Source organism: Corynebacterium sp. MSK006 (assembly GCF_030232385.1).
GTDB classification, from domain to species: domain Bacteria; phylum Actinomycetota; class Actinomycetes; order Mycobacteriales; family Mycobacteriaceae; genus Corynebacterium; species Corynebacterium frankenforstense_A.
The window spans coordinates 131509-157659 of sequence record NZ_JASPJZ010000003.1 but is presented as its reverse complement, the minus strand read 5'-3'; the positions used below and the strand labels follow the sequence as shown (position 1 = coordinate 157659).

General features: G+C 72.1%; 25 protein-coding genes and 6 tRNA genes. 21 read left to right on the top strand and 10 right to left on the bottom strand.

The genetic code is table 11. From position 1 onward, the window contains the following. The 9 genes from QQA02_RS03255 (at position 1) to msrB (ending at position 3411) form a co-directional block, all read left to right on the top strand. A tRNA-Gly gene (locus QQA02_RS03255) sits at positions 1-73 on the top strand. 24 nt (positions 74-97) lie between these two features. Then, positions 98-169: transfer RNA gene (locus QQA02_RS03250), tRNA-Val, on the top strand. A 23-nt stretch (positions 170-192) separates the two neighbouring features. Then, a tRNA-Gly gene (locus QQA02_RS03245) sits at positions 193-265 on the top strand. Positions 266-316: 51 nt separating this feature from the next. Then, positions 317-387, top strand: a tRNA-Cys gene (locus QQA02_RS03240). Positions 388-404: 17 nt separating this feature from the next. After that, positions 405-476 (top strand) — tRNA-Val (locus tag QQA02_RS03235). A 23-nt stretch (positions 477-499) separates the two neighbouring features. Beyond that, positions 500-575, top strand: a tRNA-Gly gene (locus QQA02_RS03230). Between the two features lie 122 nt (positions 576-697). Beyond that, the gene (locus QQA02_RS03225; protein WP_284775038.1) at positions 698-1513 is read left to right on the top strand and encodes a pyrimidine reductase family protein; all 816 of its coding nucleotides are present in this window, start codon (positions 698-700) and stop codon (positions 1511-1513) included. Positions 1514-1610: 97 nt separating this feature from the next. Next, positions 1611-2969: a glycosyltransferase family 87 protein gene (locus QQA02_RS03220; RefSeq protein WP_284775040.1), complete on the top strand. Its 1359-nt coding sequence runs from the start codon at positions 1611-1613 to the stop codon at positions 2967-2969. A gap of 19 nt (positions 2970-2988) precedes the next feature. Further along, complete coding sequence (gene msrB / locus QQA02_RS03215; RefSeq protein ID WP_284775042.1) at positions 2989-3411, top strand: peptide-methionine (R)-S-oxide reductase MsrB; 423 nt, start codon at positions 2989-2991, stop codon at positions 3409-3411. A gap of 102 nt (positions 3412-3513) precedes the next feature. On the opposite strand, the gene hemQ is transcribed toward msrB, so the two are convergent. Further along, positions 3514-4221, bottom strand: coding sequence for a hydrogen peroxide-dependent heme synthase (hemQ, locus tag QQA02_RS03210; RefSeq protein WP_284775043.1), 708 nt, complete (start codon positions 4219-4221; stop codon positions 3514-3516). A gap of 147 nt (positions 4222-4368) precedes the next feature. Between hemQ and QQA02_RS03205 the strand changes: the two genes are divergently transcribed. Together QQA02_RS03205 and QQA02_RS03200 are read left to right on the top strand one after the other, a co-directional pair. After that, positions 4369-4992: a DUF3000 domain-containing protein gene (locus QQA02_RS03205; RefSeq protein WP_284775119.1), complete on the top strand. Its 624-nt coding sequence runs from the start codon at positions 4369-4371 to the stop codon at positions 4990-4992. Positions 4993-5108: 116 nt separating this feature from the next. Continuing rightward, entirely contained in the window at positions 5109-6308 is a 1200-nt protein-coding gene (locus QQA02_RS03200; protein ID WP_284775045.1) for a ribonuclease D, read from the top strand. Here QQA02_RS03200 and dxs read toward each other — a convergent pair. The 4 genes from dxs to dut all read right to left on the bottom strand — a co-directional run bounded on the left by dxs (position 6274) and on the right by dut (position 11231). Further along, on the bottom strand, positions 6274-8277 hold the full coding sequence (dxs, locus tag QQA02_RS03195) for a 1-deoxy-D-xylulose-5-phosphate synthase (RefSeq protein ID WP_284775046.1): 2004 nt from the start codon (positions 8275-8277) through the stop codon (positions 6274-6276). The genes QQA02_RS03200 and dxs overlap by 35 nt on opposite strands. A 109-nt stretch (positions 8278-8386) precedes the next feature. Next, complete coding sequence (locus QQA02_RS03190; protein WP_284775047.1) at positions 8387-9862, bottom strand: class I SAM-dependent RNA methyltransferase; 1476 nt, start codon at positions 9860-9862, stop codon at positions 8387-8389. Between the two features lie 6 nt (positions 9863-9868). After that, entirely contained in the window at positions 9869-10753 is an 885-nt protein-coding gene (locus QQA02_RS03185) for a DUF3710 domain-containing protein (protein WP_284775048.1), read from the bottom strand. Between the two features lie 43 nt (positions 10754-10796). Then, on the bottom strand, positions 10797-11231 hold the full coding sequence (gene dut / locus QQA02_RS03180; protein ID WP_284775121.1) for a dUTP diphosphatase: 435 nt from the start codon (positions 11229-11231) through the stop codon (positions 10797-10799). A 139-nt stretch (positions 11232-11370) separates the two neighbouring features. Between dut and QQA02_RS03175 the strand changes: the two genes are divergently transcribed. After that, positions 11371-11883: a DUF3093 domain-containing protein gene (locus QQA02_RS03175; protein WP_284775050.1), complete on the top strand. Its 513-nt coding sequence runs from the start codon at positions 11371-11373 to the stop codon at positions 11881-11883. A gap of 94 nt (positions 11884-11977) precedes the next feature. On the opposite strand, the gene QQA02_RS03170 is transcribed toward QQA02_RS03175, so the two are convergent. Together QQA02_RS03170 and QQA02_RS03165 are read right to left on the bottom strand one after the other, a co-directional pair. Then, positions 11978-12271 carry a DUF4193 domain-containing protein gene (locus QQA02_RS03170; protein WP_284775052.1) on the bottom strand — a complete coding sequence of 98 codons (294 nt, stop codon included), beginning with the start codon at positions 12269-12271 and terminating at the stop codon, positions 11978-11980. Positions 12272-12463: 192 nt separating this feature from the next. Continuing rightward, positions 12464-13300, bottom strand: coding sequence for an inositol monophosphatase family protein (locus QQA02_RS03165; protein WP_284775054.1), 837 nt, complete (start codon positions 13298-13300; stop codon positions 12464-12466). Positions 13301-13414: 114 nt separating this feature from the next. Between QQA02_RS03165 and ppgK the strand changes: the two genes are divergently transcribed. From ppgK to QQA02_RS03150, 3 genes are all read left to right on the top strand, one after another. Continuing rightward, on the top strand, positions 13415-14176 hold the full coding sequence (gene ppgK / locus QQA02_RS03160) for a polyphosphate--glucose phosphotransferase (RefSeq protein WP_284775057.1): 762 nt from the start codon (positions 13415-13417) through the stop codon (positions 14174-14176). Between the two features lie 53 nt (positions 14177-14229). Next, positions 14230-15120 carry a nitroreductase family protein gene (locus tag QQA02_RS03155; protein ID WP_284775058.1) on the top strand — a complete coding sequence of 297 codons (891 nt, stop codon included), beginning with the start codon at positions 14230-14232 and terminating at the stop codon, positions 15118-15120. Between the two features lie 235 nt (positions 15121-15355). After that, positions 15356-16954, top strand: coding sequence for an RNA polymerase sigma factor (locus QQA02_RS03150; protein WP_284775060.1), 1599 nt, complete (start codon positions 15356-15358; stop codon positions 16952-16954). Between the two features lie 152 nt (positions 16955-17106). Here the strand turns inward: QQA02_RS03150 and QQA02_RS03145 are convergent, their stop codons facing one another. Next, entirely contained in the window at positions 17107-18825 is a 1719-nt protein-coding gene (locus QQA02_RS03145; protein ID WP_284863324.1) for a DEAD/DEAH box helicase, read from the bottom strand. A gap of 11 nt (positions 18826-18836) precedes the next feature. Then, positions 18837-19076, bottom strand: a complete 240-nt coding sequence (locus tag QQA02_RS03140; RefSeq protein ID WP_075664881.1) for a DUF3039 domain-containing protein — start codon at positions 19074-19076, stop codon at positions 18837-18839. 61 nt (positions 19077-19137) lie between these two features. On the opposite strand from QQA02_RS03140, the gene QQA02_RS03135 reads away from it, so the two are divergent. The 6 genes from QQA02_RS03135 to galE all read left to right on the top strand — a co-directional run bounded on the left by QQA02_RS03135 (position 19138) and on the right by galE (position 24902). Then, positions 19138-19671 carry a DUF3099 domain-containing protein gene (locus tag QQA02_RS03135; RefSeq protein WP_284863276.1) on the top strand — a complete coding sequence of 178 codons (534 nt, stop codon included), beginning with the start codon at positions 19138-19140 and terminating at the stop codon, positions 19669-19671. Next, entirely contained in the window at positions 19668-21254 is a 1587-nt protein-coding gene (locus QQA02_RS03130; protein WP_284863274.1) for a DUF7782 domain-containing protein, read from the top strand. Before QQA02_RS03135 ends, QQA02_RS03130 begins: the two co-directional genes overlap by 4 nt. An 87-nt stretch (positions 21255-21341) precedes the next feature. Further along, positions 21342-21773 (top strand): D-aminoacyl-tRNA deacylase, encoded by a 432-nt coding sequence (gene dtd, locus QQA02_RS03125; RefSeq protein WP_284863272.1) that lies wholly within the window; start codon positions 21342-21344, stop codon positions 21771-21773. A gap of 100 nt (positions 21774-21873) precedes the next feature. Continuing rightward, positions 21874-22869: a sigma-70 family RNA polymerase sigma factor gene (locus tag QQA02_RS03120; protein ID WP_284775066.1), complete on the top strand. Its 996-nt coding sequence runs from the start codon at positions 21874-21876 to the stop codon at positions 22867-22869. A 345-nt stretch (positions 22870-23214) separates the two neighbouring features. Next, complete coding sequence (locus QQA02_RS03115) at positions 23215-23901, top strand: metal-dependent transcriptional regulator (protein ID WP_284863271.1); 687 nt, start codon at positions 23215-23217, stop codon at positions 23899-23901. Positions 23902-23915: 14 nt separating this feature from the next. Then, positions 23916-24902 (top strand): UDP-glucose 4-epimerase GalE, encoded by a 987-nt coding sequence (gene galE, locus QQA02_RS03110; RefSeq protein WP_284863322.1) that lies wholly within the window; start codon positions 23916-23918, stop codon positions 24900-24902. Between the two features lie 79 nt (positions 24903-24981). On the opposite strand, the gene QQA02_RS03105 is transcribed toward galE, so the two are convergent. Further along, a complete protein-coding gene (locus tag QQA02_RS03105) occupies positions 24982-26097 on the bottom strand; it encodes a DUF4192 domain-containing protein (RefSeq protein ID WP_284863269.1) in 1116 nt (371 codons plus the stop codon). Between the last annotated feature and the right edge of the window lie 54 nt (positions 26098-26151).

Genomic DNA, 26151 nt, shown 5'->3' with positions numbered 1-26151 from the left:
GCGGATGTAGCGCAGTTGGTAGCGCATCACCTTGCCAAGGTGAGGGTCGCGAGTTCGAGTCTCGTCATCCGCTCCGGGAATTTCGATTCCCTTCCCCGCGCGATTAGCTCAGGGGGAGAGCGCTTCCCTGACACGGAAGAGGTCACTGGTTCAATTCCAGTATCGCGCACAGAGAACCTTCGGGTTCTCGATGCGGATGTAGCGCAGTTGGTAGCGCATCACCTTGCCAAGGTGAGGGTCGCGAGTTCGAGTCTCGTCATCCGCTCCGGTACCCGGTTTTCCGGGCACCCAATCAGGTGGGCCGAGGTCCTCCTGCGGTGGAATGGCCGAGTGGTGAGGCAACGGCCTGCAAAGCCGTGCACACGGGTTCGATTCCCGTTTCCACCTCGTAGTTCATCTACCCCGCGCGATTAGCTCAGGGGGAGAGCGCTTCCCTGACACGGAAGAGGTCACTGGTTCAATTCCAGTATCGCGCACAGAGAACCTTCGGGTTCTCGATGCGGATGTAGCGCAGTTGGTAGCGCATCACCTTGCCAAGGTGAGGGTCGCGAGTTCGAGTCTCGTCATCCGCTCCACCACCCCGCCGGTCCTTTTCAGGGCCGGCGGGGTTTTCCGTGTCCGGGGCCGGTCGGTCTGGACTCGGGTGGGGACTGTCCGGCCGGGACCGGCGGCCGCGGAGCGCGGCTAGTCTCGGGGTATGGACTCCGAGGACACACACCAGCCCCGCGGCACGGACGACGCCACCGCGACCGGCCCCGACGCGCTACTCGATGAACTCGTCGGCCCGGACACGCCCGCCCACGGGGAGACCGGCGCCCCGGCAGCCGGCGGCCGCCCGGCCGAGGTCCGCGCCATCATGGTCAGCGCCCTGACCGGGTCCGCGGCTGTCGACGGGACCTCGGGAGGACTCGGCAACGACCTGGACGCCGCCCTGCTCGCCGCGGTGCGCCAGTGGGCCGACGCGGTGCTCGTCGGTGCGGGCACCGTGCGCGCCGAGGACTACGGCCCGGTCTGCCCCGACCCCGACTACACCGCCCGGCGCGCCGCACGCGGCCAGGCCGCGGCCCCGGTGCTCGCGGTGCTCTCCGGCTCACTGGCCCTCGACACGTCCGCCCGTCTCTTCGCCGCCTGCCGCGGCGAGGCCCCCGGCGCGCGCCCGCCGCTGATCCTGACCGACTCCTCCGGCGCCGCCTCCGCGCGCGCCGAGACGCTCCGGAGTGCCGGAGCCGAGGTCGTCGACACCGGTGGAGGCGACGTGCGCGCCGCCGTCGACACGCTCGTCGCGCGCGGGGCGCGCCGCATCGTCTGCGAGGGCGGGCCGAGCCTGCTGGGCGCGGAGATCTCCGCCGACCTGATCGACGTGCTCTACCTGACCCTCTCCCCCGTCCTCTCCGGCGCGGTCGAGCAGCCCCTGGTCACCGGCGCGGAGACGACCGCCCGCCCGATGGAGCTGGAGAACCTGCACCGCGACGCCGACTCCACGCTCTTCCTGCGCTACCGCCGCAGGCGCTGAGTCGCGCGTCGGTCGCCGAGCCGTGCCCCGGGCGCCGGACTCGCGCCGCGCGCCGGGGCTGCCGGGAAGGCCCATTCCATTCAGTAGGGTGGACCGCGTGAAATCTCTTCGCAGCGACCCGTTCGCCGGCTTCTGGGTCGGCGCCGTGCCCGCGGCCGACGCCGCGGGTCGCGCCACGGCCCCCGCACAGTCCGCCGACTCGACTGCCGGGCTGCGCGACCTCGGCCGCCACGACGGCCTGCTGCGCGTCATCCTCTGGCCGCTGGCGGTGCTGCTGGTCGTGCACACCGTCCTCGTGCGCGCCGTCGCCGGCAGCGTCACGGACGACTTCACCACGGTCTACCTCGCCGCGCGCCGCTTCCTGGACCGGGTGCCCGTCTACGACGAGATCTACCACCACGTCGACCCGCACTACCTCTACAACCCGGGCGCGACCCTGCTGCTGAGCCCGCTGGGGATGAGCCACCACCCGAACGCGGTGCGTATGGTCTTCATCCTCGTCGGTGCCGCCGCGATCATCGCTGCACTGGCCTGGCTGACCCGTCTGTTCGGCTACCGCGCCACCTCGGCCGTGCTCCCCCTGGCCGTCTGCGCGGCGTTTCTGACCGAGGCGGTGCGCAACACGCTCGTCTTCGCCAACATCAACGGCGTCCTCCTGCTCGTCTTCGTCGCCTTCCTCGCCTGGCTGCTGCGCGGCCGCGACTGGGCCGCCGGCGTCGCACTCGGCCTGTGCATCCTGATCAAGCCGATGTTCGCCCCGCTGATCGTGCTGTGCATCGCCGTGTGGCGCTGGCGAGCGGTCATCGCCGCAGTCGCCGTGCCGGTCGTGGCCAACCTGGTCGCCTGGCCGCTGGTGCCCGGCGCCGGTGACTACCTGACCAAGCTCGCCCCGTACCTCGGCGAGGTCCGCGACTACGCCAACAGCTCGCTTCCCGGCATCGCCGTCTACTTCGGCTGGCCCGGGTGGCTGCGGCTGACACTGACCGCCGTGTGCGCCGCCGCGGTGGCCGTGGCCGTCATCGTGCTGGCCCGCTACCGCTTCACCGCTCCCCTGATGTGGCTGATCACCTCGTCGTCGGTGCTGCTGGCCGGGGTGTTCCTGCTGTCCTCGCTGGGCCAGCAGTACTACTCGATGATGCTCTTCCCGCTGGTCTTCACCGTCCTGCTGGAGCGCTCCGTGGTGCACAACTGGCCGGCGTGGGCCGCCCTGGCCGCGGTCTTCTCCCCCTTCGACTGGGACGCCGAGGCCTGGGGCCGGTGGGGCCGCTGGGTCGGCCAGTTCGCCAACACCGCCGGCTGGGCGACACTGCTCGCCGTCGCCGCGGCCGTCGCCGTGGCCTGGTGGCGCTCCGAGCGCGCCACGGGCGACCGGGCTGCCGGGCCAGCCGGGGTCACCGGCGACGCCCGGAAATACCGCACCCGCCGCGTACGCTTCAGTGAGAGGCAGCGCAAGTGAATCCCCGAGGAGGCAGACCGTGACCGACTTCAAGATGATCTCCGACGCCGAGTGGCGCGAGCGCCTCAACGACGAGGAGTACCGGGTGCTGCGCCAGGCCGGCACCGAGGCGCCGTTCGTCGGCGAGTACACCGACACCACCACCGAGGGCGTCTACAGCTGCCGGGCCTGCGGCGCCGAGCTGTTCCGCTCCGAGCACAAGTTCGCCTCCCACTGCGGCTGGCCGGCGTTCTTCTCCCCGCTGGCCGGCGACCGCGTCGTCGAACGCACCGATGACTCGCTGGGCATGCGCCGCACCGAGGTGCTCTGCGCCAGCTGCGGCTCCCACCTGGGCCACGTCTTCGCCGGCGAGGGCTACGACACCCCGACCGACCTGCGCTACTGCATCAACTCCGTGTGCCTGACCCTCGAGCCCGCCGAGGGCGAGGCCGGGGACAGGTAACCGCGCAGCCGAGACAGCGGGACCCGCGCACACAGCGAAGCGAGAGAGGACCGCCGGTGGGATACCACCGGCGGTCCTCTCTCATGGACCTGTCAGAGCCTCCTAGGGCAGCAGGTCGACCATCGCCGAGATGTCCTCGTAGCGCTGGCCGCTGTAGAACGGGATCTCCACGCGCACGTGCAGACGGGCCTCGGTGTAGCGCATCTGGTGCATCAGGTCGACGATGCGGTCGAGCTTGTCGGCCTCGAAGTTGAGCATCCACTCGTAGTCGCCCAGCACGAAGGCGGTGGTGGTGTTGGCGCGCACGTCGGCGTAGTCGTGGGCGTTCTGGCCGTGCTCACGCAGGATCTGCGAGCGCTTCTTGGCGTCCATGTAGTACCACTCGTAAGAGCGCACGAACGGGTAGACCGTCATCCACTCGCGCGGCTCCTCGCCCATGACGAAGGCCGGCAGGTGGCGCTTGTTGAACTCCGCGGGGCGGTGGACGCCGTTGCCGGTCCACACCAGCTCCGAGGCGCGGCCCAGGGCGGTGTCGCGGCGGAAGGAGTTCAGCGCCTTCTGCAGGTCGGTGAACGTCTCGGCGTGCCACCACACCATGAAGTCCGCGTTCGCCTGAATGCCGGAGGTCAGGTAGACCCCGCGCACCGTGACGACGCCCTCCTCGGCGAGCTTGTCGAAGAACTCCTGCGCCTCACGGCCGACCTCAGCGCGGTCGGCGGGAAGCTCACCGGGCAGGGTGCGGAAGACCGCGGTCTGGATGTAGGCCTGGAGGCGGTTGAGCGCCACGTAGTCGATGTCGTTGTCAGCCATGCCGACGGGACCCTCGCTTTCTGGTGATGTCTCGGGAAACCGAATTGGGTCCATCATAAGTTGTACTTCGGACGTCGCGCCAACCGACCCGCGCAACGGCGCGCCTCCCCCGCAGCCGCGCGGGCACCCGTTAGCTTGGGGGTCGTGATGTTTTCCGAGCAGTCTACGATTCCGCCGTCCCGGGACGGCCGCGCGGACGACGAGGCACTGCCCGCGGACTTCTCCGCCGCCGTCGAGTCCCTCTACCACGCGCGCCTGCGCGACGAGCTCTCGCTCGGCACGATCCGGCCACCCCAACGGCTCGCGCCCTACAGCCACGCGGTCGGCCTCGAGGTCGACCGCGGCGAACACCCCGATGACCCGCAGACCGACTCGGACGGCGACGCCTTCGGCCGGCTGATCCTGCTGCATGACCCGCAGGCCGAGGAGGCCTGGGACGGCTCGATGCGGCTGGTCGCCTACATCCAGGCCGACATGGACGACGAGGTCGCCTCCGACCCGCTCTTGCCCGACGTCGCCTGGCAGTGGCTGACCGAGGGACTGGAGAACCTCGAGGCGGGCCACACCAACCTCGGCGGCACGGTCACCTCGACGTCCTCGATGCGCTTCGGTGAGATCGGCGGCCCGCCGCGCGCCCACCAGCTGGAGATGCGCGCCTCCTGGACCGCCACCGGCACCGACCTGTCCGCGCACGTGGAGGCCTTCGCCGACGTGCTCGCCCACGTCGCCGGCCTGCCGCCCGAGGGTGTGCGCACCCTCGGCGCTCACTGACGGTGGGCGGCGCGGGGCCCGTCCGGGGCCGGGCCCCGGGCAAAGGCCAGGCCCGGGGTCAGACGCACGCGGAGCCCTTCCACACCGAGGCCGAACCCGCCGACCTGCTGCCTCGGGTGCTCGACACCCCGGAGCTCTTCGCCGCCGGCGCCAAGGTGCTCGCCGAAGGCCGCGGCCCCTTCGCCGTCGACACCGAGCGCGCCTCCGGCTTCCGCTACGACGACCGCGTCTTCCTGCTGCAGGTGCGCCGCCGCGGCGCCGGCACCCTGCTCTTCGCCCCGGAGGGCCGCCGCGAGAAACTGACCGCGGCACTTGCCCCCGTGATGACCGGCGCGGACTGGATCGTGCACGCCGCCGTCACCGACCTGCCGCCGCTGGCCTGGCTGGGACTCGTCCCCGGCCGGCTCTTCGACACCGAGCTGGCCGGGCGCCTGCTCGGCTACGACCGGGTCAACCTCGGCGCGCTGCTCGAGTCCACCCTGGGCGTGCACCTGGACAAGGGCCACGGCCAGGAGGACTGGTCGACGACCCCGCTGCCCGAGGACTGGCTCGTCTACGCCGAGGGCGACGTCGCTTACCTGCTGGAGCTGGCGGACTTCCTGGCCGAGGCGCTCGACAACGAGGGCAAGCTCAGCTGGGCCGGAGAGGACTTCGACCATATCATCGCCACCCACACCGACCCCGCCCCCGAGCGCGACTGGAAGAAGACGAAGGGGCTGCGCCGCCTGCGCCGCCCCCGCCAGCTCGCCGTCGCACGTGCGCTGTGGCAGACCCGCGAGGACCTCGCCGTCGCCGAGGACAAGAACCCGGCGATCCTGCTTCCGGACAAGGCGCTCGTCGCCTTCGCCGCCGCCGGGGTCTCCGACGCCGACCGACTGCTCAACACCGCACGCCTCAAGCCCACCCAGTACCGCCGGGTTGCCTCGCGCATCAGCTTGTGGGCACGCACGGCCGCCGAGGCGCTCGCCTCGGACCCGGCGGACTGGCCGCGCCCGGCCCCGCGCCACGACTCGATCCCGCCGCACTCGCACTGGCCGGAACACCACCCGCAGGCCGCGGAGGCCTGGGAGAAGATCCACGAGAACCTCCTCGAGCTCTCGGTGGAGCTGGGCATGCCGGTGGAGAACATCGCCGCCCCGAAGGTGCTGCGCCGTGCCGTGTGGGAGTCCACCGAGGGCCACCAGCTGCACTCGGTGAGCGAGCTGGTGGACTTCCTCGTCGACTACGGGGTGCGCGACTGGCAGATCGAGCTGGTCGTGCCGGCCTTCACCGCCGCGGTGTTCACCGCTGACGGGGGTCGTCGGCGAGGCTGGTGATCCAGCCCTCGATCGAGGTGCGCATGCCCTCGGCGTCGAGACCGACCTCGGAGAGCAGCTGCCCGCGCGAGGCGTGCAGCGGGTAGACGTCCGGGAAGGCCAGGTGGCGCACCGGGGTGTCGATCTCGGCGGCCTGCATGGCCTCGGCCAGCTGGGAGCCGATGCCGCCGCGGATCACGCCGTCCTCGACGGTGACCACCAGGTCCGCGCCCGCTGCCGCCTCGAGCAGCTCGGCGCGCACCGGCGAGACCCACCGCGGGTCCAGCACGGTCACCGCGACGTCTCCGCCGCGGTCCACCCGGTTCTCCAGCCCGTCGACGGCCTCGAGCACGGTGCCGGCGAGCGCGCCGATCGAGACCACGAGCAGCTGGAACGGGTCAGCGGCCTCCTCGGCGGCGGCGCCCTCGGCGCCGCCCACCGCAGCCGCGGCGTCCGCGCCCGCGTCACCACGCGCGGCGTCGTCAATCGGCCCCGTCTCGACGAGCACGTCGGTGCCGCCGTCGGTGCGGCGCAGCGTGGGGATGTCCGAGGGCTTCTCGCCCTTGGGGAAGCGCACCACGGTCGGGCCGTCGGAGACCTCGATGGCCTCGTCGAAGAGCTCGACGAGCTGCTGTCCGTCGCGCGGGGCGGCCAAGCGCAGGCCGGGCACCAACGAGGTGATCGCCATGTCCCAGACACCGTTGTGGCTCGCGCCGTCCGAGCCGGTCACCCCGGCGCGGTCGAGCACGAAGGTCACGGCACGGTCGATCAGCCCGACGTCCATGAGCAGCTGGTCGAAGCCGCGGTTGAGGAAGGTCGAGTAGAGCGCGACCACCGGGTGCAGCCCGGCCAGGCTCATGCCGGCGGCGCTGGTCACGGCGTGCTGCTCGGCGATGCCGACGTCGTAGAAGCGGGAGGGGAACTTGTCGTTGAACGCGGAGAGCCCCGTCGGCCCGCCCATCGCGGCGGTGATGGCCACCAGGTCGGGCCGGCGCGCCCCGGCGCGGACGAGCTCGGCGGAGAACGCCGAGGTCCAGCTGGGCCCGGCGACCTTGCGGGACTTGCCGGTCACGGGGTCGATGACCCCGGTGGAGTGCATCAGGTCCGGCGACTCGGTGGCCGCCGGGGCAAAGCCGCGGCCCTTCTCGGTCACGGCGTGCACGATGATCGGGCCCTCGAACTCGCGGGCGTAGCGCAGCACGTTGCCCAGTGCCTTGAGGTTGTGGCCGTTGACCGGCCCGATGTACTTGATGCCCAGCTCCGGGAACATCTGGTCCGGCAGCACCTGGGACTTCACGCCCTCCTTGAAGGCGTGGAGGGCCTCGAAGGTGCGCTCGCCGACCCAGCCGAGCGACTTCAGCGTCGACTTGCCCTGCTCCATGACGCGGTCGTAGGTGCGCAGCATGCGCAGGTCCGCCAGGGCGTCGGCGAAGCCGCCGATGGTCGGCGAGTAGCTGCGGCCGTTGTCATTGACCACGATGACGACGTTGCGGTCGCGGCCGGCGGCGATGTTGTTGAGCGCCTCCCAGACCATGCCGCCGGTCATCGCGCCGTCGCCGACGACGGCGACGACGTTGCGGTGCGGCTCCCCGCCCAGGGCGAAGGCCTTGGACATGCCGTCGGCCACGCTGAGTGCCGCAGAGGCGTGCGAGGACTCGGTCCAGTCGTGCTCGGACTCGGCGCGGCAGGTGTAGCCGGACAGGCCGCCCTTCTGGCGCAGGGTGTCGAACTGGTCGGCGCGCCCGGTGAGGATCTTGTGCACGTAAGACTGGTGGCTGGTGTCGAAGATCAGCGGCTCGCGCGGCGAGTCGAAGACGCGGTGCAGGGCGACGGTCAGCTCGACCACGCCGAGGTTGGGGCCGAGGTGGCCGCCGGTGGCGGAGACCTTCTCGATGAGCAGCCGCCTGATCTCCGCGCACAGCTCATCGAGGTCGCCGGGTTCCAGCGCCTTGAGGTCGGCGGGAGAGGAGATGGTGTGGAGAATTCCCATGGGGGTCAGCTCTGCTCCTTCGTGTACCGGGTGACACCGCCGGAGACGGGCCGCCTGCCACCCCCTGATGGGGGCGGCTGACACCCTACGGCGCGTTCCCTCGATCGTACTAGCGTGCCGCGCCTCCGTGGCCGACGGGGGCGGTCTGCGCCGCATCCCCCGCGGCAGAGAGCCGCGCGGTCTCCTCGGCGGCGGCGTTGCCTGCGGGGTCGGCGGGCTCGAGCCGGCAGACGACCTCGAAGTGGTGGGTGCCCGGGAAGGCGTCCACGAGCTGGCAGTCCGTCAGCCAGTAGCCGTTCTTGCGCCAGTCGGACAGGTCGCGCGAGAGCGTGGCCGGGTCGCAGCCGACGTGGACGACCACACCCGGGTGGGCGGCGGCCACGGCGGCGACGACCTCGGCGCCCGCGCCGGTGCGCGGCGGGTCGAGGACCACCGCGTCCGGGTGGGGCAGTTCGGCCATGGCGCGCTCGACGGTGACCGGGTGCACGTGGTGGTCGATGCCCTTGAGGGCCGGCTGGCTGCCCGCGCGCGCCGAGGGCGAGGAGTCGACGGTGTGGATCGCCGCGCCCTCCCCCAGCGCCGCGGCCAACGCGGGTACGAACAGCCCGACGCCGCCGTAGAGGTCCCAGCCCACCTTGGGTGCGTCGCCTTCCTGATCGCCGACGCCCGCCGCGTCGGCGTCCAGGCCCTCAGGCGCGGTTGCCGAGCCGTCCGAGGCGGGCTTTCCGGCGTCCTCGGCGACGCGCTCGCGTCCCGCCTCTGCGGCCACGCTGTCGCGGCTGGCCGCGGGCTCGGCGGCCACGAAGCGCTCCACCAGCCGCGAGTAGGCGGCCGGGGCGGCGACGTGCGCCTGCCAGAAGGCGGGGGCTGCGACGCGGAACTCGCGGCCGGCGACCTCGATGCGGCCGGCCTCGGGGCCCTCGATGATCTCGGAGACGCGCTCGGCGCGCCGGCCGCGGCCGGTCTTGCGGGTCTCGACGATCTGGCGACCCTCGTCGGTCTGGGCGACGATGACCTGCGCGTCCGGGGTGAACCGGCGCGCGCCGTCGCCGACCACGCCGTCGAGCAGCCCGGGCAGCACCTGGGAGCAGACGGCGTCGGTGACCAGCTCGTGCGAGCGGGCCTTGTGCAGCCCGGCGCGGCCCTGGGAGTCCACACCCAGGCGCACGCGGGTGCGCCAGCCGGTCACGGGGTGCAGGGCGGCGGACTCGACGGCGGGTGCGGTGGTGAACCCGCCGAGGCGGGTCAGCTGGTCGCGCAGCACGTCGACCTTCAGGCCGACCTCGGCGTCGGGGTCTACCACGCCGTAGTCGCAGCAGCCGGCGCCCTTCGCGGCCGCCGGGCAGCGCTGCTGCACGCGCAGCGGGGAGGCCTCGAGAATCTCGACGGCGTCGCCGCGGGCAAAGCGCTTCTTGGCCTGGGCGATGCGCACCGTGCAGGTGTCGCCGGGCAGGCCGCCGCGGACGAAGACGACGCGGCCGGCGACGGTGCCGATGCCCTCGCCGCCGTGCGCCATGCGCTCGACGGTGACCTGACAGGTGTCGCCGGAGGCGAGGTGCTCGGGGTGGCTGGTGGACTCAGTCATGTGCGATCACGCTTCCGTGGTGCCGCTGGGCTGACCGGCGCCACCACCCGGGTTCTGCTGGTTCTGCCGGGCCTGCTGGGCCGCGCGCTGCTTCATGGCCTGCTGCAGTTGCTCGACGAGCTGCGCGGGCAGCGCGACCGGCAGGGAGTTGCCGGCGAGCACCGGGTCCTGGCCGCGGTAGACGAAGGTGCGGGCGAACAGGTCGCGGGCCTCGTCGGCCAGGTCCTGCTCGTGGCCGGTGGGGGCGGCGAGGGTGAAGCGCAGCATCCAGCGCGGGCCGTCGACGCCGATGAGGCGCAGCTGGCCGTTCTCGTTGGGGGCGACGATCTCGCGGCCCCAGGGCCCGTCGACGATCTCGGGGGCCAGGCCGTCCTCCTTCATCTTGGCCACGATCTCGGTGACGGTGGTGCGCCACTGCCCGCCGGAGCGCGGGGCGGCGAAGGCGACCGGGGTGATGCGGCCGTGGCGGGTGACCACGTGCAGCATGCGCGGGCCCTGCTCGCCCATCTCGACCTGCACCTGGGAGTCCTTGGGCAGCGGCAGGCGCAGCGAACCGAGGTTGAGCACGCCGGAGGCGAAGTCGGAGAAGTCGAAGTCCTCGATGTTGACCGAGTCGCCGTCGAAGGGGCCGGTCTCCCCCGTGCCGGAGACCTGGACGTCCTCGCCGGCGCCCGCCTCAGCGGCGGCGTCGGCGGTGCCCGCGGACTGCGCCATAGCGTCAGCGGCCGCGTCCTGCGCCGCGGCGGCGTCGGCCGCGGTGTCGTCCACCGCGGCGCCGGCGCCGTTCCCGGCACCCGCGGCGCCCTCAGCGCCGACGCCCGGCGCGCCGGCGTCCTGCGCGGCGTCCCCGTGCTTGTGCTTGTCCTTGTTGCCGAAAGGCCAGATCGCCATGTGCTCCTCGCTCCCCTTGTGGTTGTCGTCGGTCCCGTTGGCTTCAGTTCAGCCCGGTCGAGCCGTGCCCGCCGGTGCCGCGTTCCGTCTCGCCGAGGTCGTCGGCCTCCGCGAAGTCGACGAGCTCGACCTTCTGGACCAGCAGCTGGGCGATGCGCTCGCCCCGGGCGACGTGGACGGTCTCGTGCGGGTCGAGGTTGATCAGGCTGATCTTCAACTCGCCACGGTAGCCCGCGTCGATGGTGCCCGGGGTGTTGATCACGGTCAGCCCCTGGCGGGTGGCCAGACCCGAGCGCGGGTGCACCAGGCCGACGGTGCCGGCGGGCAGCGCGATGGCGATGCCGGTGCGCACCAGGCGCCGCTCGCCGGGGACGAGGTCGACGTCCTCGGCGCTGCACAGGTCCGCGCCCGCGTCGTCGGGGTGCGCGCGCTTGGGCAGCGGCATGTCCGGGTCGATCCGGCGCACGCGCACGGTCATGTTCGGGTCCAGGGTCTCACTCACGGCCCCCACGATACGGTGCGCCCCGCGCGGCGCGCACCACCGCGCCGCCACACCCCGGCCCGGCCCCCGCGCCCGGGGTTCTGCGCGGCCGCGGCCTCCAGTAGACTCTGCGGGTGTGACTGAGACGGCGAACAATCAAGCGAAGGTGCTCTACCGCGAGCGCCAGTGGGTGCCCTTCTACTGGTGGATCCTGGCGTTCCTCCTGGTCGCGCTGCTGACTGCCCAGTTCGCGCACAACCGCACGATCACCTGGCTGATCGTGCCGGCCGTGGTGCTCTCCGCCCTGGCGGTGTGGGTGCTCGTCTCCCTGTCCTCGACGGTGCTGCAGGTCGAGGAGGACGCGGACGGCACGCGCTGGCTCTTCGCCGGCGACGCGATGCTGCCCGGCGACGTCGTCTCACGCTCCCTGGCGGTGCCCGCCAACGCGAAGCGCAACGCCATGGGCCACCAGCTGGACCCGGCGGCCTTCGTCGTCTCCCACGGCTGGGTCGCCGAGATGGTCATGCTCGTCCTCGACGACCCCGACGACCCGACCCCCTACTGGCTGATCGGTGCCCGCCACCCCGAGCAGCTGCTGCAGGCCTTCCTTCCCGGCCAGGCCGAGGAGGCCACCCGCACGCTGCGGTAGGCGTCCCCCCAGAAACGCGGTAGGCGCCCCACCTGAAACGAAATTGCCGACGTCGCGCTGCGCGACGTCGGCAATTTTCTTGCGCTCTGCGGGACTAGGCGCAGTCCTTGCAGACCGGGGAGCCGTCGGCCTCGCGGTGGTCGAGGCGGGCGGTCTTCTGCACCAGGAAGCACTCCGAGCAGGTGAACTCGTTGGACTGGCGCGGGACGACCTGGAGGTTGAGCTCCTCGCCGGAGAGGTCGTTGCTCGGCGGGTCGAAGGAGTCGACGATCTCGCCGTCCTCGTCGATCGGCGAGGAGGCGGCCTCGGCGGCCTTCAGGCCCTCCAGGGAATCCGTCTCGAGCTCATCGTCCTCGCGGCGACGGGCGTTGTCGTAATCGGTGGCCACGGCAGCCTCACTACTCCCTCACAAGGTTGGGGTCGCCCCACCTGCCTGCGGGGCGGACGACGTGTTCTTGGTGGCGGATACTAAACCACACACGCCCGCCTGTCATATATCCACGCCACGCGGCGTTTTCCGCGGGTGTAACCCGGGCCCGGGGCGGCGCCCGGCGAGGGTCCCGCCCCGGGGACGGCGGCGTCAGTGCAGCGGGGCGAGCTGGGCCGGCATGGCCAGCTCGTCGAAGAGGTCCCCCAGCGCCGGGTCCAGGGGGCCAGCCGCGGCGCGCAGCAGGCGGTACTCGGAGCTGGGCACCGAGAGCGCCGGGGCGTCGACCACAGCGCCGGCCTCCTCGGCGATGACGGCGCCGGCGGCGAAGTCCCAGCAGCTCAGGCCGTACTCGTAGTAGGCGTCCACGCGCCCCTCGGCCAGGCGGCACAGGTCGAGGGCGGCCGAGCCGGAGCGGCGGATGTCGCGCACCCGCGGCAGCAGGTCGACCAGGAGCTCGGCCTGGCGGCGGCGCGCGCGGGAGGCGTAGGCGAAGCCGGTGGCCACCAGGGAGCGCTCCGGGTCGGTCTCCCTCGAGACCGCGAGGGTCTCGGTGCCCTGCGGATCGGTGCGGGTGGCGCCGGCACCCCGGGCGGCGCTGTAGAGCGCGTCGGCCGAGGGGTCGTAGACGGCGCCGGCGACGACCTCGCCGTCGACGGCCGCGGCCACGGAGACGGCGAAGGCGGGCAGCCCGTAGACGAAGTTGACGGTGCCGTCGATCGGGTCGATGACCCAGGAGACCCCCGAGTGGGAGGCGACCTGGGAGCCCTCCTCGCCGATGACGCCGTCGCCGGGGCGCAGGCGCGCGATCTCGCCGACGATGAACTCCTCGCTCATCGTGTCGACGACGGTGACCGGGTCGACCGGCGAGGACTTCGTCATGGTGTAGGCGCGCACGTCGCCGAGCTCGGCGCGCCGGGTGCGCACGCGCACGCCGGCCTCCCGGGCGATCTCGGCGGCCAGGTCGCGCAGCTCGGTCGGCTCAGTCATCTTCTCCGTCTCACTCCTCGAGGTGGTGGGGCCCGCCCCGGCGGCGCCGGGGCGGTCGTCACACCCGCCATTGTCCCACCGCCGCGGCGCATGTGCCTCGGTAGGATGAGACGCATGGCTAAGCAGGACAACGTCGGATTCGGCGTGGACATCGGCGGCTCCGGGATCAAGGGCGCCCTCGTCGACCTGGACGAGGGCGTCTTCATCGGGGACCGCCACAAGATCAAGACCCCGAAGAAGTCGACGCCGGAGAACGTCGCGGCCGTCGTCGCCGAGGTCGTCGAGCACTTCGAGTGGGACGGCCCCGTCGGCATCACCCTGCCGGCGATCGTGCACGGACAGGTCGCGCACTCGGCGGCCAACATCGACAAGTCCTGGGTGGGCACCGACCTGCAGGAGCTCTTCCACGCCCACCTCGGCGACCGCGAGATCTCGGTGCTCAACGACGCCGACGCCGCCGGCGTGGCCGAGGCCGCCCACGGCGTGCCCGAGGCCTCCAAGGGCGCGGTGATCTTCCTGACCCTGGGCACCGGCATCGGCTCGGCGCTGCTCATCGACGGCCAGCTGTTCCCCAACACCGAGCTGGGGCACCTGATCATCGACGGCGAGCACGCCGAGCACTTCGCCTCCTCGGGGGTCAAGGACCGCGAGGACCTCAGCTACAAGCAGTGGGCCAAGCGCGTCAGCGTGGCCCTCAACGAGTACGACCGCCTCTTCTCCCCCGACGCCTTCATCGTCGGCGGCGGGATCTCGCGCAAGGCCGACAAGTGGATCCCGAAGCTGACCGTGGAGACCCCGGTCATCCCCGCCGACCTGCGCAACACCGCCGGCATCGTCGGCGCGGCCATGGCCGTCCACGACCACCTGCAGCCCTGAGCGGCCGAGCTGAGACGGACCGAGACCAACCGAGGCGAACTGAAAGGACACCGTTGACCCGACCCGAGGAGAACACCGGGAATCTGACCGAGGCGGACGCCACGGAGCTGCTCGCCGCCCGCTACGGCGCGGAGAACGCCCCGCGGACCACGCCGGCCCCGTTCACGGAGACAATCGCCAACCAGCTGCGGCACCGCTCCGTGCGCCGCTGGCTGGCCCGCGACGTCGACGAGGCCACGCTCACGGCGATTCTTTCCGCCGCGCAGTCGGCCGCGACGTCGTCAAACAAGCAGACCGTCTCCGTGGTCGCCGTGCGTGACCCCGCGACCAAGCAGAGCCTGGAGGAGGCCGCCCGGCAGATGGCCGGGCACATCGCGCGCGCCCCGGTGGTGCTCGTCTGGCTGGTCGACCACTCCCGGGCCCGGCTGCTCGCCGCACGCGCGGCCGCCGGCGGCGAGGCGCCGGACCTGGGCGGGCTGGGCTACCTCGAGGAGGTGCTCGCATCGGTCACGGACGTCGGCATCGCCGCGCAGGCCGCCGTCGACGCCGCCGAGTCGATGGGCCTGGGCACCGTCTACCTGGGTTCCCTGCGCAACGACGTCCCCCGCGTGCGCGAGCTCGTCGGCGCCCCGCGCGACGTCGTGCCCGTGCTCGGGATGGCCATCGGCCACCCGGACCCGGAGGAGAAGGCCGGTACCAAGCCGCGCCTGCCGCTCGAGCTCTTCGCCCACCGGGACCGCTACGTCGACTGCCGCACGGACCCGGAGGCGGCGGCCGCGCTGGCCGCCTACGACGAGACGCTGGCCGGGTACTACTCGCGTTACGGCGCCCACTCGGCGTGGTCGGACCAGCTGCTGGGTCGTCTCTCGGAGAAGGCGGCGACGAAAACCACTCGCCACCTGCTGCGCGAGGAGTTCAACCGCTCCGGTTACGGCCTGCGCTAGAGCGCACCCGGACCGCGCCGGGGAAGGGGTGCACACCGCCGCGCGGCTTTGATCTATACTGGGCGCTTGTCAACTCGTGGCCCTGGTGTCTCTCCGGACCGTAAGGCAGGCGCCGGGGACCACGATCCGGGGGCCGCCGAACGCCCGCTGTCAGGGCGCGGCGACCTCGTAGAGGAGGCGCCCGGCACCCCGTCGGGAACCTTCCGGGACTTGTAGGTAGAGCGAAAGGGCGTACGTGGCAGCCACCGGCACTCCAGGAAACCCCACCGACGGCCAGCAGGCCGAGAGCGCATCGGGCGAGGGGACTGTCGCGCGCAAGACGGCCAAGAAGACCGCCAAGAAGTCGGCGCGCAAGACCGCCCGCAAGGCGACTCCCCGCCGTGCCGCGACCGCCGGCACCACCGCGACCGCGGAGAAGACGCCCGCGGCGTCCTCCGCGAAGACCAAGGCCGCCGCCGACACCAAGGCCGCGGCCCCCGCCGACGCCTCCTCCGCCGAGGAGGCCGCCCCGGCGAAGAAGACCGCCAAAAAGACGGCGAAGAAGTCCACGCGCAAGGCCACCAAGAAGGCGACGAAGAAGTCCGCCCGCAAGACCACGCGCAAGGCGACGAAGTCGACGGCCAAGAAGACCGCGAAGAAATCGGCCAAGAAGGCGACGAAGAAGACCACCGCCAAGAAGGCGACCGCCAAGGCCACCTCCCCCGAGGACGTGTCCCAGGAGGACGTCGAGGAGAACGAGTTCGCCCACGACGAGGGTCACGACGACGCCCACGCCGAGGCGCACGCCCACGGTGAGGGCCACGACGACCACGACGAGGAGGAGGACGGCTCCTCGGTCTGGGACGAGGACGAGTCGGCCGCGCTGCGCCAGGCGCGCAAGGACGCGGAGCTGACCGCCTCGGCGGACTCCGTGCGCGCCTACCTCAAGCAGATCGGCAAGGTCGCCCTGCTCAACGCCGAGCAGGAGGTCTCGCTGGCCAAGCGCATCGAGGCCGGCCTCTACGCCAACCACCGCATGGAGCAGATGGCCAAGGCCTTCGCCGACGGCGACAAGGAGGCCCGCCTGACCCCGGCGGTCAAGCGCGACCTGCGCTCCATCGCCCGCGACGGCCGCAAGGCCAAGAACCACCTGCTCGAGGCGAACCTGCGCCTGGTCGTCTCCCTGGCCAAGCGCTACACCGGCCGCGGCATGGCCTTCCTGGACCTGATCCAGGAGGGCAACCTCGGCCTGATCCGTGCCGTCGAGAAGTTCGACTACACCAAGGGCTACAAGTTCTCCACGTACGCCACCTGGTGGATCCGCCAGGCGATCACGCGCGCGATGGCCGACCAGGCGCGCACCATCCGCATCCCGGTGCACATGGTCGAGGTCATCAACAAGCTGGGCCGTATCCAGCGCGAGCTGCTGCAGGACCTGGGCCGCGAGCCCACCCCGCAGGAGCTGGCCAAGGAGATGGACATCACCGAGGAGAAGGTGATCGAGATCCAGCAGTACGCCCGCGAGCCGATCTCCCTGGACCAGACCATCGGCGACGAGGGCGACAGCCAGCTCGGCGACTTCATCGAGGACTCCGAGGCCGTGGTGGCCGTCGACGCGGTCTCCTTCACGCTGCTGCAGGATCAGCTGCAGGACGTGCTGACCACGCTCTCTGAGCGTGAGGCCGGCGTGGTGCGCCTGCGCTTCGGGCTCACCGACGGCATGCCGCGCACCCTCGACGAGATCGGCCAGGTCTACGGGGTGACCCGCGAGCGCATCCGCCAGATCGAGTCGAAGACGATGTCGAAGCTGCGCCACCCCTCGCGCTCGCAGGTGCTGCGCGACTACCTCGACTAGTCCCCCACCTTCAATTTCCGACGCCCGCGTGTGCCCCCACGCGGGCGTTTCCCTTTGCGCGTCTGCGGTGCGGGCCGCGGCTGCCGCCGCGCGCCCTCCCCCGGGGCCGGTCCCTCCTTACGGTCCCTGCGACGCGGCGTCAGCCGCGTCGCCTACCACTTGCGCAGGTAGGCGATGCGGTCGCGCAGCTCCTGGGCGGAGCACAGCGCGGTCGGCGGCCCGCCGCAGGCGCGGCGGGCCTCGTTGTGGATCGAGCCGTGCGGGCGCCCGGTGCGCGCCGCGGTGATCGAGACGATCGCGTTGAGCTCCTTGCGCAGCTTCGGCAGCTCCTCGCTGGCCACGCGCTCGCGCGCCCGACGGGCGCCCTCGGTGCGCGAGGCCTCGCGCTCGCGGCGCTGGTTCTCCTCGGTCTGCTTGGCCTGGCGGGTGCGCGCGTCGAGCTGCTCGGTCTGGCGGCGTTGCAGGAGTGCCTTGACCTGCTCGGCGTCGAGCAGCCCGGGAAGGCCCAGGTACTCGCGCTCCTCGGCGGAGCCCGCGCCGGCGCCGGTGCCGTAGGTGGAGCCCTCGTAGATCAGGGAGTCCAGCTCGGCCTCGGCGCCGAGGGACTGGTAGCCGGTCTCCTCGTCGGGCTCGTTCTTCTCCCGGTTGGCCTCGGCCAGGGCCTCGTCGTCCCAGCCGCCGTTGTCGCGGTGGGGCTTGCCCAGCACGTGGTCGCGGGACTTCTCCAGCTTCGCGGCCAGGTCCAGCAGGACCGGGACACTGGGCAGGAAGATCGAGGCGTTCTCGCCGGGCATGCGCGAGCGCACGAAGCGCCCGATGGCCTGGGCGAAGAACAGCGGCGTGGAGGCGGCGGTGGCGTAGACGCCCACGGCGAGCCGCGGGACGTCGACGCCCTCGGAGACCATGCGCACGGCCACCATCCACTCGTCGGTGGAGGCGGAGAACTCGTCGATGCGGTCGGAGCTGCCCGGCTCGTCGGAGAGCACGACGGTCACCGGCGTCGAGGAGTAGCGCTCGAGGATCTTGGCGTAGGCGCGGGCGGTCTTGGTGTCGCTGGCGATGACCAGGCCGCCGGCGTCCGGCATGTTGTTGCGCAGCTGCTGCAGCCGGGTGTGCGCGGCGGAGAGCACCGCCGGGATCCAGTCGCCGCGCGGGTCGAGCGCGGTCTTCCAGGCCCGGGCGGTCTGCTCGGCGTTGAGCGGCTCGCCCAGGCGGGCGGCGTACTCCTCGCCGGCGGAGTCGCGCCAGCGGGCCTCGCCGGAGTAGGCCAGGAAGATCACGGGGCGCACCACGCCGTCGGCGAGCGCGTCGGAGTAGCCGTAGGTGTGGTCGGCGCGGCTGACCAGGTGACCCTCGCCGTCCTCCTCGTAGCGCACGAAGGGAATGGCGGCGTCGTCGGAACGGAACGGGGTACCGGTCAGCGCGAGGCGGTACTCGGCGTCGCGGTAGGCCTCGCGGATGCCGTCGCCCCAGCTCTTCGCGTCGCCTCCGTGGTGGATCTCGTCGAGGATGACGAGCGTACGCCGGGCGGTGGACACGGCGTGGTGCTTGAACGGGTGCAGCGAGACCTGGGCGTAGGTGACGGCCACCCCGTCGAAGTTGCGGTTGAAGCCGTCGGAGTTCTTGAACTCCGCGTCCAGGGAGATGCCTACCCGTGCCGCGGCCTTGGCCCACTGCACCTTGAGGTGCTCGGTGGGCACGACGACCACGACGCGGTCGACGGCGCGCACGTCGAGAAGCTCGACGGCCACGCGCAGCGCGAATGTCGTCTTGCCCGCGCCGGGCGTGGCCACGGCCAGGAAGTCCTTGGGGCGCTCGGTCAGGTACTTGCGCAGGGCGCGCGCCTGCCAGTCGCGCAGCCGCCCCCTGATGAGCTGCCGGGTCACTTCTTGCGCAGGCTCCTGTAGATCCGTTCGCAGTCGGGGCACACGGGGGAACCCGGCTTGGCCTGCTTGGTCACCGGGAAGGTCTCGCCGCACAGCGCGACGACCATTTTTCCGCTCACCGCGGAGTCCACGATCTGGTTCTTCTTGACGTAGTGGAAGAACTTCGGCGTGTCGTCGGTGGTGCCGGTGCTCTCCCGGGTGTCTGGGCGCTCGATGGTGGTCGTTCCGGTTTTCACGGACCCCATAATGCCCCAACCGTGACTCGGCGGTCCATCGGGGGTCTACCCTTGGTAGGCGATGAACGAGGGCACTGCAGGTGAGGACGCGAAGACGTCGGGCGACGACGTCTTCTTCGTCGACGCGCCCGCCGACACCCCCGCCGCGGCCGCCGGCGGCCACCACCGCTGGCGGCTGCGCCGGCGGCGCGCGGAGCTGATCACCTCGCAGCACCGCACCGCCGGGCAGAACCTGCACCGGCGCAAGGTCATCTACCTGACCCTGCAGCTGCTGCGCCTGCCGCTGATCGCGCTGGCGATCATGACCTACCTGGTCTGGGAGAACTGGTGGCTGGCGACGATCGTCTTCATCGTCTCCGTGCCGCTGCCCTGGATCGCGGTGGTCATCGCCAACGAGAAGGGTGAGGTCGCCGACAAGCGCGAGCGCAACGTCTACAAGCCGGCCGCCGCGCGCGAGTACCGCCGGGCCGTCGCCGCGCAACACGCCGAGCAGCTCGACGGGGCGCGGTACCGCGAGCTCGGCCCCGGACGCGCGCAGGCGACCGAGGAGCCCCATCCCACCATCGACGACCCGAACTGGAGGCCCAGTAAGTGACCCGACCCGACGCCGCGACCGACCACCTCTCCGGCCCCGCCGCGCGCCTGGCCGCCCGCCTCATCGAGCTCGGCTTCACCGAGCCCGGCCTCCACGACGCCCTCGACGGCGAGGCCGTCGCCGCCCTGCACCGCGGCGAGCCGGCCGCCGTCGCCTGGACCCTCGAGCGCACCGCGACCGACCTCGAGGTGCCCGTGCGCGCCTTCCTGCTGCGCGAGCCGGTACCCGAGGCGCAACTCGCCGAGGTCCTCGGTGCCGATCTTGTCGCCGCGCTGGTTGCCGCCGGCGTCTTCGAGGCCGCCCCGATTGACGACGCCCCGCGTGCCGACGCCGGCGGTTCCGGCGCCGTCGCCACCGGACGCGCACTGCGCGCGCTCGTCGACGTGCGCCCCGTCCACCTGAACGGCGCCGACCGCGTCGTCTTCTCCGACCGCGACGCCTCGGTCACCGACGCCGAGCAGCGCCTGGACCACGTGCCCGGCATGGGCCAGGCCAGCCTGACCCTGCTGCGCTCGGTGCCGGACTCCCCCGTCGGCTCCCTGCTCGACCTCGGCTGCGGCTGCGGCGTGCAGTCGCTGGCCCAGGCCGGTCTCGCCGAGAAGATCACCGCCACCGACGTGCTCGACCGCGCCCTCGAGTTCACCCGCGCCACCCTGGCCGGCGTCGGGCGCGCGGACGCCGAGGTGGTCAACGGCCCCTGGTTCGAGCCGGTGGCCGGACGCCGCTTCGACCGGATCGTGTCCAACCCGCCGTTCGTCGTCGGCCCGCCCGAGGTCGGCCACGTCTACCGCGACTCCGGGCTCGGCCTGGACGCCGCGAGCGCGACCGTCGTCTCCGGGGTTCCCGGGCACCTCAACCCCGGCGGGCACGCCCATCTGCTGGCCGCCTGGGTGCACCGCGCCGGTGAGAACTGGGCGGCCCGGGTGGCCTCCTGGCTGCCCGAGGAGGGCGTGGCCGCCTGGGTCCTCGAGCGCGACCGGGTGGACCCCTCGACCTACGTGGGCACCTGGCTGCGCGACGAGGGCGTGGACCCGCGCTCCCCGGAGGGTGCGGCGCGCACCCGCGCATGGCTGGACTACTTCGCCGCCGAGCAGGTCGAAGCGGTCGGCTTCGGCTTCGTGGCCGTGGAGAACATCGGCGAGGCACCCTCCGAGGTCGTCGCCGAGGAGCTGACCCAGGCCTTCACCGACCCGCTCGGCCCCGAGGTCGAGGAGTACTTCCGGCGTGCGGCCTGGCTGCGCGAGCGTGACGCCGAGGGCGTGCTCGCCGCGAACTTCCGGGTGCGCCCCGGGGTGGCGCTCGAGGAGGTCGGCCTGCCCGACGCCGGGGCCGGCATGGGCTTCGCGGACGAGGTCAAGCGCCTGACCCGCACCGACGGGCCGCGCTTCAGCCACGAGGTCGACGCACACGTCGCCGCCGTGGTCGCCGGTCTGCACCCGCAGGGGCTCACGCTTTCCGACGTCGCGGAGCTCTACGCCGCGGCCAAGGGGCTCGACGCCGGGGAGGTGCGCGCCGGGGCGGCGGCCGTGGCCGCCGACCTGGTGCGCCACGGCCTGCTGCTGCCGGCCGACCAGGCCGACTAGGCCGCCCACGCACCCACGGCGCGGGAACCGCCCGCGGGGCGGGGCGCGACGTCGGCAATTGAAGAGGACAAGAGGAAGAGGTAGACGATGAGAGCCGTTCTGACCCGGGTGAGCTCGGCGTCGGTGACCGTCGACGGCGAGACCGTCGGCGCGATCGAGGAGCCGGGGCTGCTCGCCCTGGTCGGCGTGCACCGCGAGGACGGGGACGCCGACATCGAGAAGATGGTGCGCAAGATCGCCGAGCTGCGCGTGCTCGACGGCGAGGTCTCCGTGACCGACGCCGCCGCCCCGGTGCTCCTGGTCAGCCAGTTCACCCTCTACGGGCGCACCGCCAAGGGACGCAGGCCCTCCTGGTCGGACGCCGCCGGCGGCGAGCAGGCCGAGGCGGCGATCGCGGAGGTGACCGCGGGGCTGCGCGAGCGCGGTGTCACGGTGGCCGAGGGGCGCTTCGGGGCGATGATGCGCGTCGCCTCCGTCAACGAAGGTCCCTTTACCGTGCTGCTGGACACGCGCGAGTGAGTTCCGGGGCACCCACGACTGACCCCGAAAAGGGGCACGGGAACTTTCCCGCCCGCCCGTGCGTTACACCCTTCGAGACGGCAACACTGAGGAGGCCTGCATGACAACTGCGTCCGCCAAGGACCACGACTCGAAGGACGCCCCCCACGACAAGGGCAGTCGCCGCAACCAGACCAACGACAACCCGTCGGCCGATCTGGTCCGCGTCTACCTCAACGGCATCGGCAAGACCGCGCTGCTGACCGCGGAGGAGGAGGTCGAGCTCGCCCAGCAGATCGAGGTCGGGCTCTATGCGGACCGGGTGCTCAATCACTCCGACCAGCGTCTCACCCGCGCCAAGAAGCGCGACCTGAAGGTCCTCATCCGCGAGGGTCGCAAGGCGCGCAGCCACCTACTCGAGGCCAACCTGCGCCTCGTGGTCTCCCTGGCCAAGCGCTACACCGGCCGCGGCATGCCGCTGCTGGACCTGATCCAGGAGGGCAACCTGGGGCTCATCCGCGCGATGGAGAAGTTCGACTACGCCAAGGGCTTCAAGTTCTCCACCTACGCGACCTGGTGGATCCGCCAGGCGATCACCCGCGGCATGGCCGACCAGTCGCGCACCATCCGCCTGCCCGTCCACCTCGTCGAGCAGGTCAACAAGCTCTCCCGCATCAAGCGCGAGCTCTACCAGCACCTCGGCCGCGAGGCGACCAACGAGGAGCTGGCCGAGGAGTCCGGCATCCCCGAGCACCGCATCGAGATGCTGCTGCGCCAGTCGCGCGACCCGGTCAGCCTGGACATGCCCGTCGGCGCCGACGAGGAGGCCCCGCTGGGCGACTTCATCGAGGACGCCGAGGCCGCCGACGCGGAGACCGCCGTGGTCGCCTCGCTGCGCCACTCGGACATCCGCTCCGTGCTGGGCACGCTCGAGGACCGCGAGGAGGACGTCATCCGCCTGCGCTACGGTCTCGACGACGGCGTGCCGCGCACCCTCGACCAGATCGGCCGGCGCTTCGGGCTCTCGCGTGAGCGCGTGCGCCAGATCGAGCGCGAGGTGATGAGCAAGCTGCGCGACGGCGAGCGCGCCGACCGCCTGCGCGACTACGCCCTCTAGCCTTCCTCCCCCGCCCGGGCCCGGTTCCGGGGGTCATCCCCTCCCGGGCCTGGTCCCGGGCACCTTCCCCGTCGCCGTGGGCGGCGGGGATTTCTGCTGCACGGGGCAGTTAGGTATGCAGTTCTGAACGGCACGTGGGTCGCAATCCGCCCACGGAAGGCGAGCCTGGCGTATTCTGGTCGCGAACGCAGGTTCGGCGGCGTTGTCTCACCGACGGCGCAGGATTGATAAGATAACTTCATTATCCGCGGCGGATTCATTGCCCGTCTGCGGATCGTCCCCCGCCGGCGCCGGTGTCGCCGACAGGTCAGCCGCTGACAGCAGAGCACGAAGAGGTCCGAGAACGTGAGAGATCTGGTCGACACGACGGAGATGTACCTCCGCACGATCTACGAACTGGAAGAAGAGGGCATCACGCCGCTGCGCGCCCGCATCGTCGAGCGCCTCGAGCAGTCCGGCCCCACCGTCAGCCAGACCGTGGCCCGCATGGAGCGCGACGGCCTGCTGCACGTGCGCCAGGACCGCAGCCTCGAGATGACCGAGGAGGGGCGCGCCCGCGCCATCTCCGTGATGCGCAAGCACCGTCTGGCCGAGCAGCTGCTCACCGACGTGCTCGACCTGGACATCCACCAGGTCCACGAGGAGGCCTGCCGCTGGGAGCACGTGATGAGCGACGAGGTCGAGCGCCGCGTGATCGCCGTGCTCGACGACCCGACGCTCTCTCCCTTCGGCAACCCCGTGCCCGGCCTCGAGGAGCTCGGCACGAAGGGCCCGGAGCCCCTGGAGCGCGGCGTGCGCCCGGTCGACCTGCCCGAGGGTGAGACCGTGCACGTGCGCCTGCTGCAGATCAACGAGATCCTGCAGGTCGACGTGCGCCAGTTCCGCGCCCTGACCGAGATCGGCGCCGTCGTCGGCGCCGAGATCGACGTGACCAACATCGACGGCACCGTCACCGTCGCCCACGACGGGCAGTCAGTCGAGCTGGCCGACTACCTCGGCCACGCCCTGCGCGTCGAGAGGATCGACGAATGAGCCAGTCGCGCCCGCTGCGCCTGCTGGTCACCGGCGGCGCGGGCTACGTCGGCAGCGTCTGCTCGCACGTGCTGGTCGAGGCCGGCCACGAGGTCACCGTCCTCGACGACCTGTCCACCGGCAACCGCGGCGCGGTGCCGGATGAGGCGGAGCTCGTCGTCGGCGACATCGACGACGCCGCCGACCAGGTCCTCGCCGAGGGAGACTTCGACGGCGTGCTGCACTTCGCCGCCTGCTCGCTGGTCGGCGAGTCGGTGGAGAAGCCGGACGTCTACTGGCACCACAACCTCGTCTCGACGCTGAAGCTGCTCGACGCGATGCGCGCCCACGGGGTCGATAACCTCGTCTTCTCCTCGACGGCCGCCACCTACGGCGAGCCGGCCGAGGTGCCGATCACCGAGGACTTCCCCACCGCGCCGACCAACCCCTACGGCGCGACGAAGCTGTCCATCGACCACCTGATCACCTCGTACGCGGCGGCCTTCGGCCTCGGCGCGACGAGCCTGCGCTACTTCAACGTCGCCGGTGCCCACGGTGCCGTCGGCGAGTCGCGCGAGGTGGAGACCCACCTGATCCCGCTGGTGCTGCAGGTCGCACTGGGGCAGCGCGAGAAGATCTTCATCTTCGGCGACGACTACCCCACCGAGGACGGCACCGCGGTGCGCGACTACATCCACATCCGCGACCTCGCCGACGCCCACCTGCTGGCGCTGACGACCAACGAGCCGGGCCGCCACCGCATCTTCAACCTCGGCTCCGGCGACGGCTACTCGGTGCGCCAGGTCATCGAGACCTGCCGCGAGGTCACCGGGCACCCGATCCCCGCCGAGGTCGCCCCGCGCCGCGCCGGCGACCCGGCCGTGCTCGTCGCCTCCTCCGAGCGGATCAAGAAGGAGCTCGGCTGGAACCCGACGCGCACGGACCTGCCGCGCATCGTCGCCGACGCCTGGGCCTTCACCAAGGACCTCGACGCCGCGGCCTACCGCGCCGGGAAGGCCTGAGCCTCCTCCTCTTCTCCTGAGCCGTCCGGACACCCGCCCGGGCGGCTCAGTTTTTGGCTGCCCGTTCCGGCCCGACCGTTCACGCCGCAAGTCCGTCGATCCCGCCGGCCGGGTCGGCGCCCGCCACGCCGAGGCGCTCGGCGACCTGACGGCTGCCGCGGCGTACCCGCTCGGCGACGATCTCCGGGCGGCACCGCAGCTGCGCCTCGCACAGCAGGCGGGTGAGCCGGTGGCCCGGGAACTCCGTGCGCGCCACCGCCAGCGCGGCGGCCACCCGGTGCCCGTGGCCGGCGGGACCGGCGACCAACGAGTAGAGGCACAGCGCGTTGGCCCGGGCGTCACCGGTGAGCACCCGCGAGAGCCGCGCCAGGACCCGCTCGGCGGCCCGGGGACGCTCCAGCACCGTCGCGGCCACCGCGTCGCGCAGGTGGATCTCGCCGAGAGCGCCCGCCAGGCAGGCGAGATCTTCCGGATCGGCGCCACCGACAAGCCCTTGACCTTGACTTTCGTCGGTCAAGGCACGTTCGGCCGCGCCGACGACGGTCGCGAACGAGGCACGCCCGGCCTCTCCCCCGCGCCGCACCGCGGCCGCCAGGCCGCGGGCGCGCTCGACGGCGACGGTCAAGGCGACGGTACCGGGCGCGACGTCGTCAATCTCTTCTCCGGCGCGCGCGAAGAACTCCAGGGCGGCCTGCCGGTCGGGCTCGGGCAGCTCACCGCGGCGCAGCAGCGGGCCCATCGCGGCGGCGGCGACGACCTCGGGGATGCGCCCGCCGTACCAGTCGTCGAGGGGCTCGGCGCCCGGCGGGGAGAACTCGAGCTCGTACGTCCCGCCGGCCAGCACCCCCTCGGTGCTCCAGCAGCCGAGCAGCTCGGCGTCCCCGGCGCGCGAGGCGGAAAACAGCAGCTCGCAGACGCGGTCGCGCTCGGCGGGCTCAGTCGTGATGACGAAGGCGGCGATGACGCACCCGCCGCCGGCCCGGTGGGCGTCCAGGCTGCCGAGGGCGGAGTCGAGGGCCTCGGCGCAGACGGGGCGCAGGTCCACGCGCAGGACGGGGCCTAAGGCGAAGCGCGTGCCGTCGTCGACGAAGGCGGCGAGCACCAGGGAGTCCTCGGGGAAGAAGCCGAAGACGGCGGGCAGGTTGGCGATCAGGTCTCCGGGAGTGTGCAGGGTGTGTTCCGTGGAATCGGTCATGGCGCCATCGTGACCGCAGCCGCCACCCGGCGCGCGGCGGTACCCGCCCGCCTG

Excerpts from the sequence above, each read along its gene's own strand:
- QQA02_RS03225 (WP_284775038.1), top strand. The coding sequence starts at position 698 with ATGGACTCCGAGGACACACACCAGCCCCGCGGCACGGACGACGCCACC.
- hemQ (WP_284775043.1), bottom strand. The coding sequence starts at position 4,221 with ATGGCTGACAACGACATCGACTACGTGGCGCTCAACCGCCTCCAGGCC.
- QQA02_RS03205 (WP_284775119.1), top strand. The coding sequence starts at position 4,369 with ATGTTTTCCGAGCAGTCTACGATTCCGCCGTCCCGGGACGGCCGCGCG.
- dxs (WP_284775046.1), bottom strand. The coding sequence starts at position 8,277 with ATGGGAATTCTCCACACCATCTCCTCTCCCGCCGACCTCAAGGCGCTG.
- QQA02_RS03190 (WP_284775047.1), bottom strand. The coding sequence starts at position 9,862 with ATGACTGAGTCCACCAGCCACCCCGAGCACCTCGCCTCCGGCGACACC.
- QQA02_RS03185 (WP_284775048.1), bottom strand. The coding sequence starts at position 10,753 with ATGGCGATCTGGCCTTTCGGCAACAAGGACAAGCACAAGCACGGGGAC.
- dut (WP_284775121.1), bottom strand. The coding sequence starts at position 11,231 with ATGACCGTGCGCGTGCGCCGGATCGACCCGGACATGCCGCTGCCCAAG.
- QQA02_RS03165 (WP_284775054.1), bottom strand. The coding sequence starts at position 13,300 with ATGACTGAGCCGACCGAGCTGCGCGACCTGGCCGCCGAGATCGCCCGG.
- ppgK (WP_284775057.1), top strand. The coding sequence starts at position 13,415 with ATGGCTAAGCAGGACAACGTCGGATTCGGCGTGGACATCGGCGGCTCC.
- QQA02_RS03135 (WP_284863276.1), top strand. The coding sequence starts at position 19,138 with ATGAACGAGGGCACTGCAGGTGAGGACGCGAAGACGTCGGGCGACGAC.
- dtd (WP_284863272.1), top strand. The coding sequence starts at position 21,342 with ATGAGAGCCGTTCTGACCCGGGTGAGCTCGGCGTCGGTGACCGTCGAC.
- QQA02_RS03120 (WP_284775066.1), top strand. The coding sequence starts at position 21,874 with ATGACAACTGCGTCCGCCAAGGACCACGACTCGAAGGACGCCCCCCAC.
- QQA02_RS03105 (WP_284863269.1), bottom strand. The coding sequence starts at position 26,097 with ATGACCGATTCCACGGAACACACCCTGCACACTCCCGGAGACCTGATC.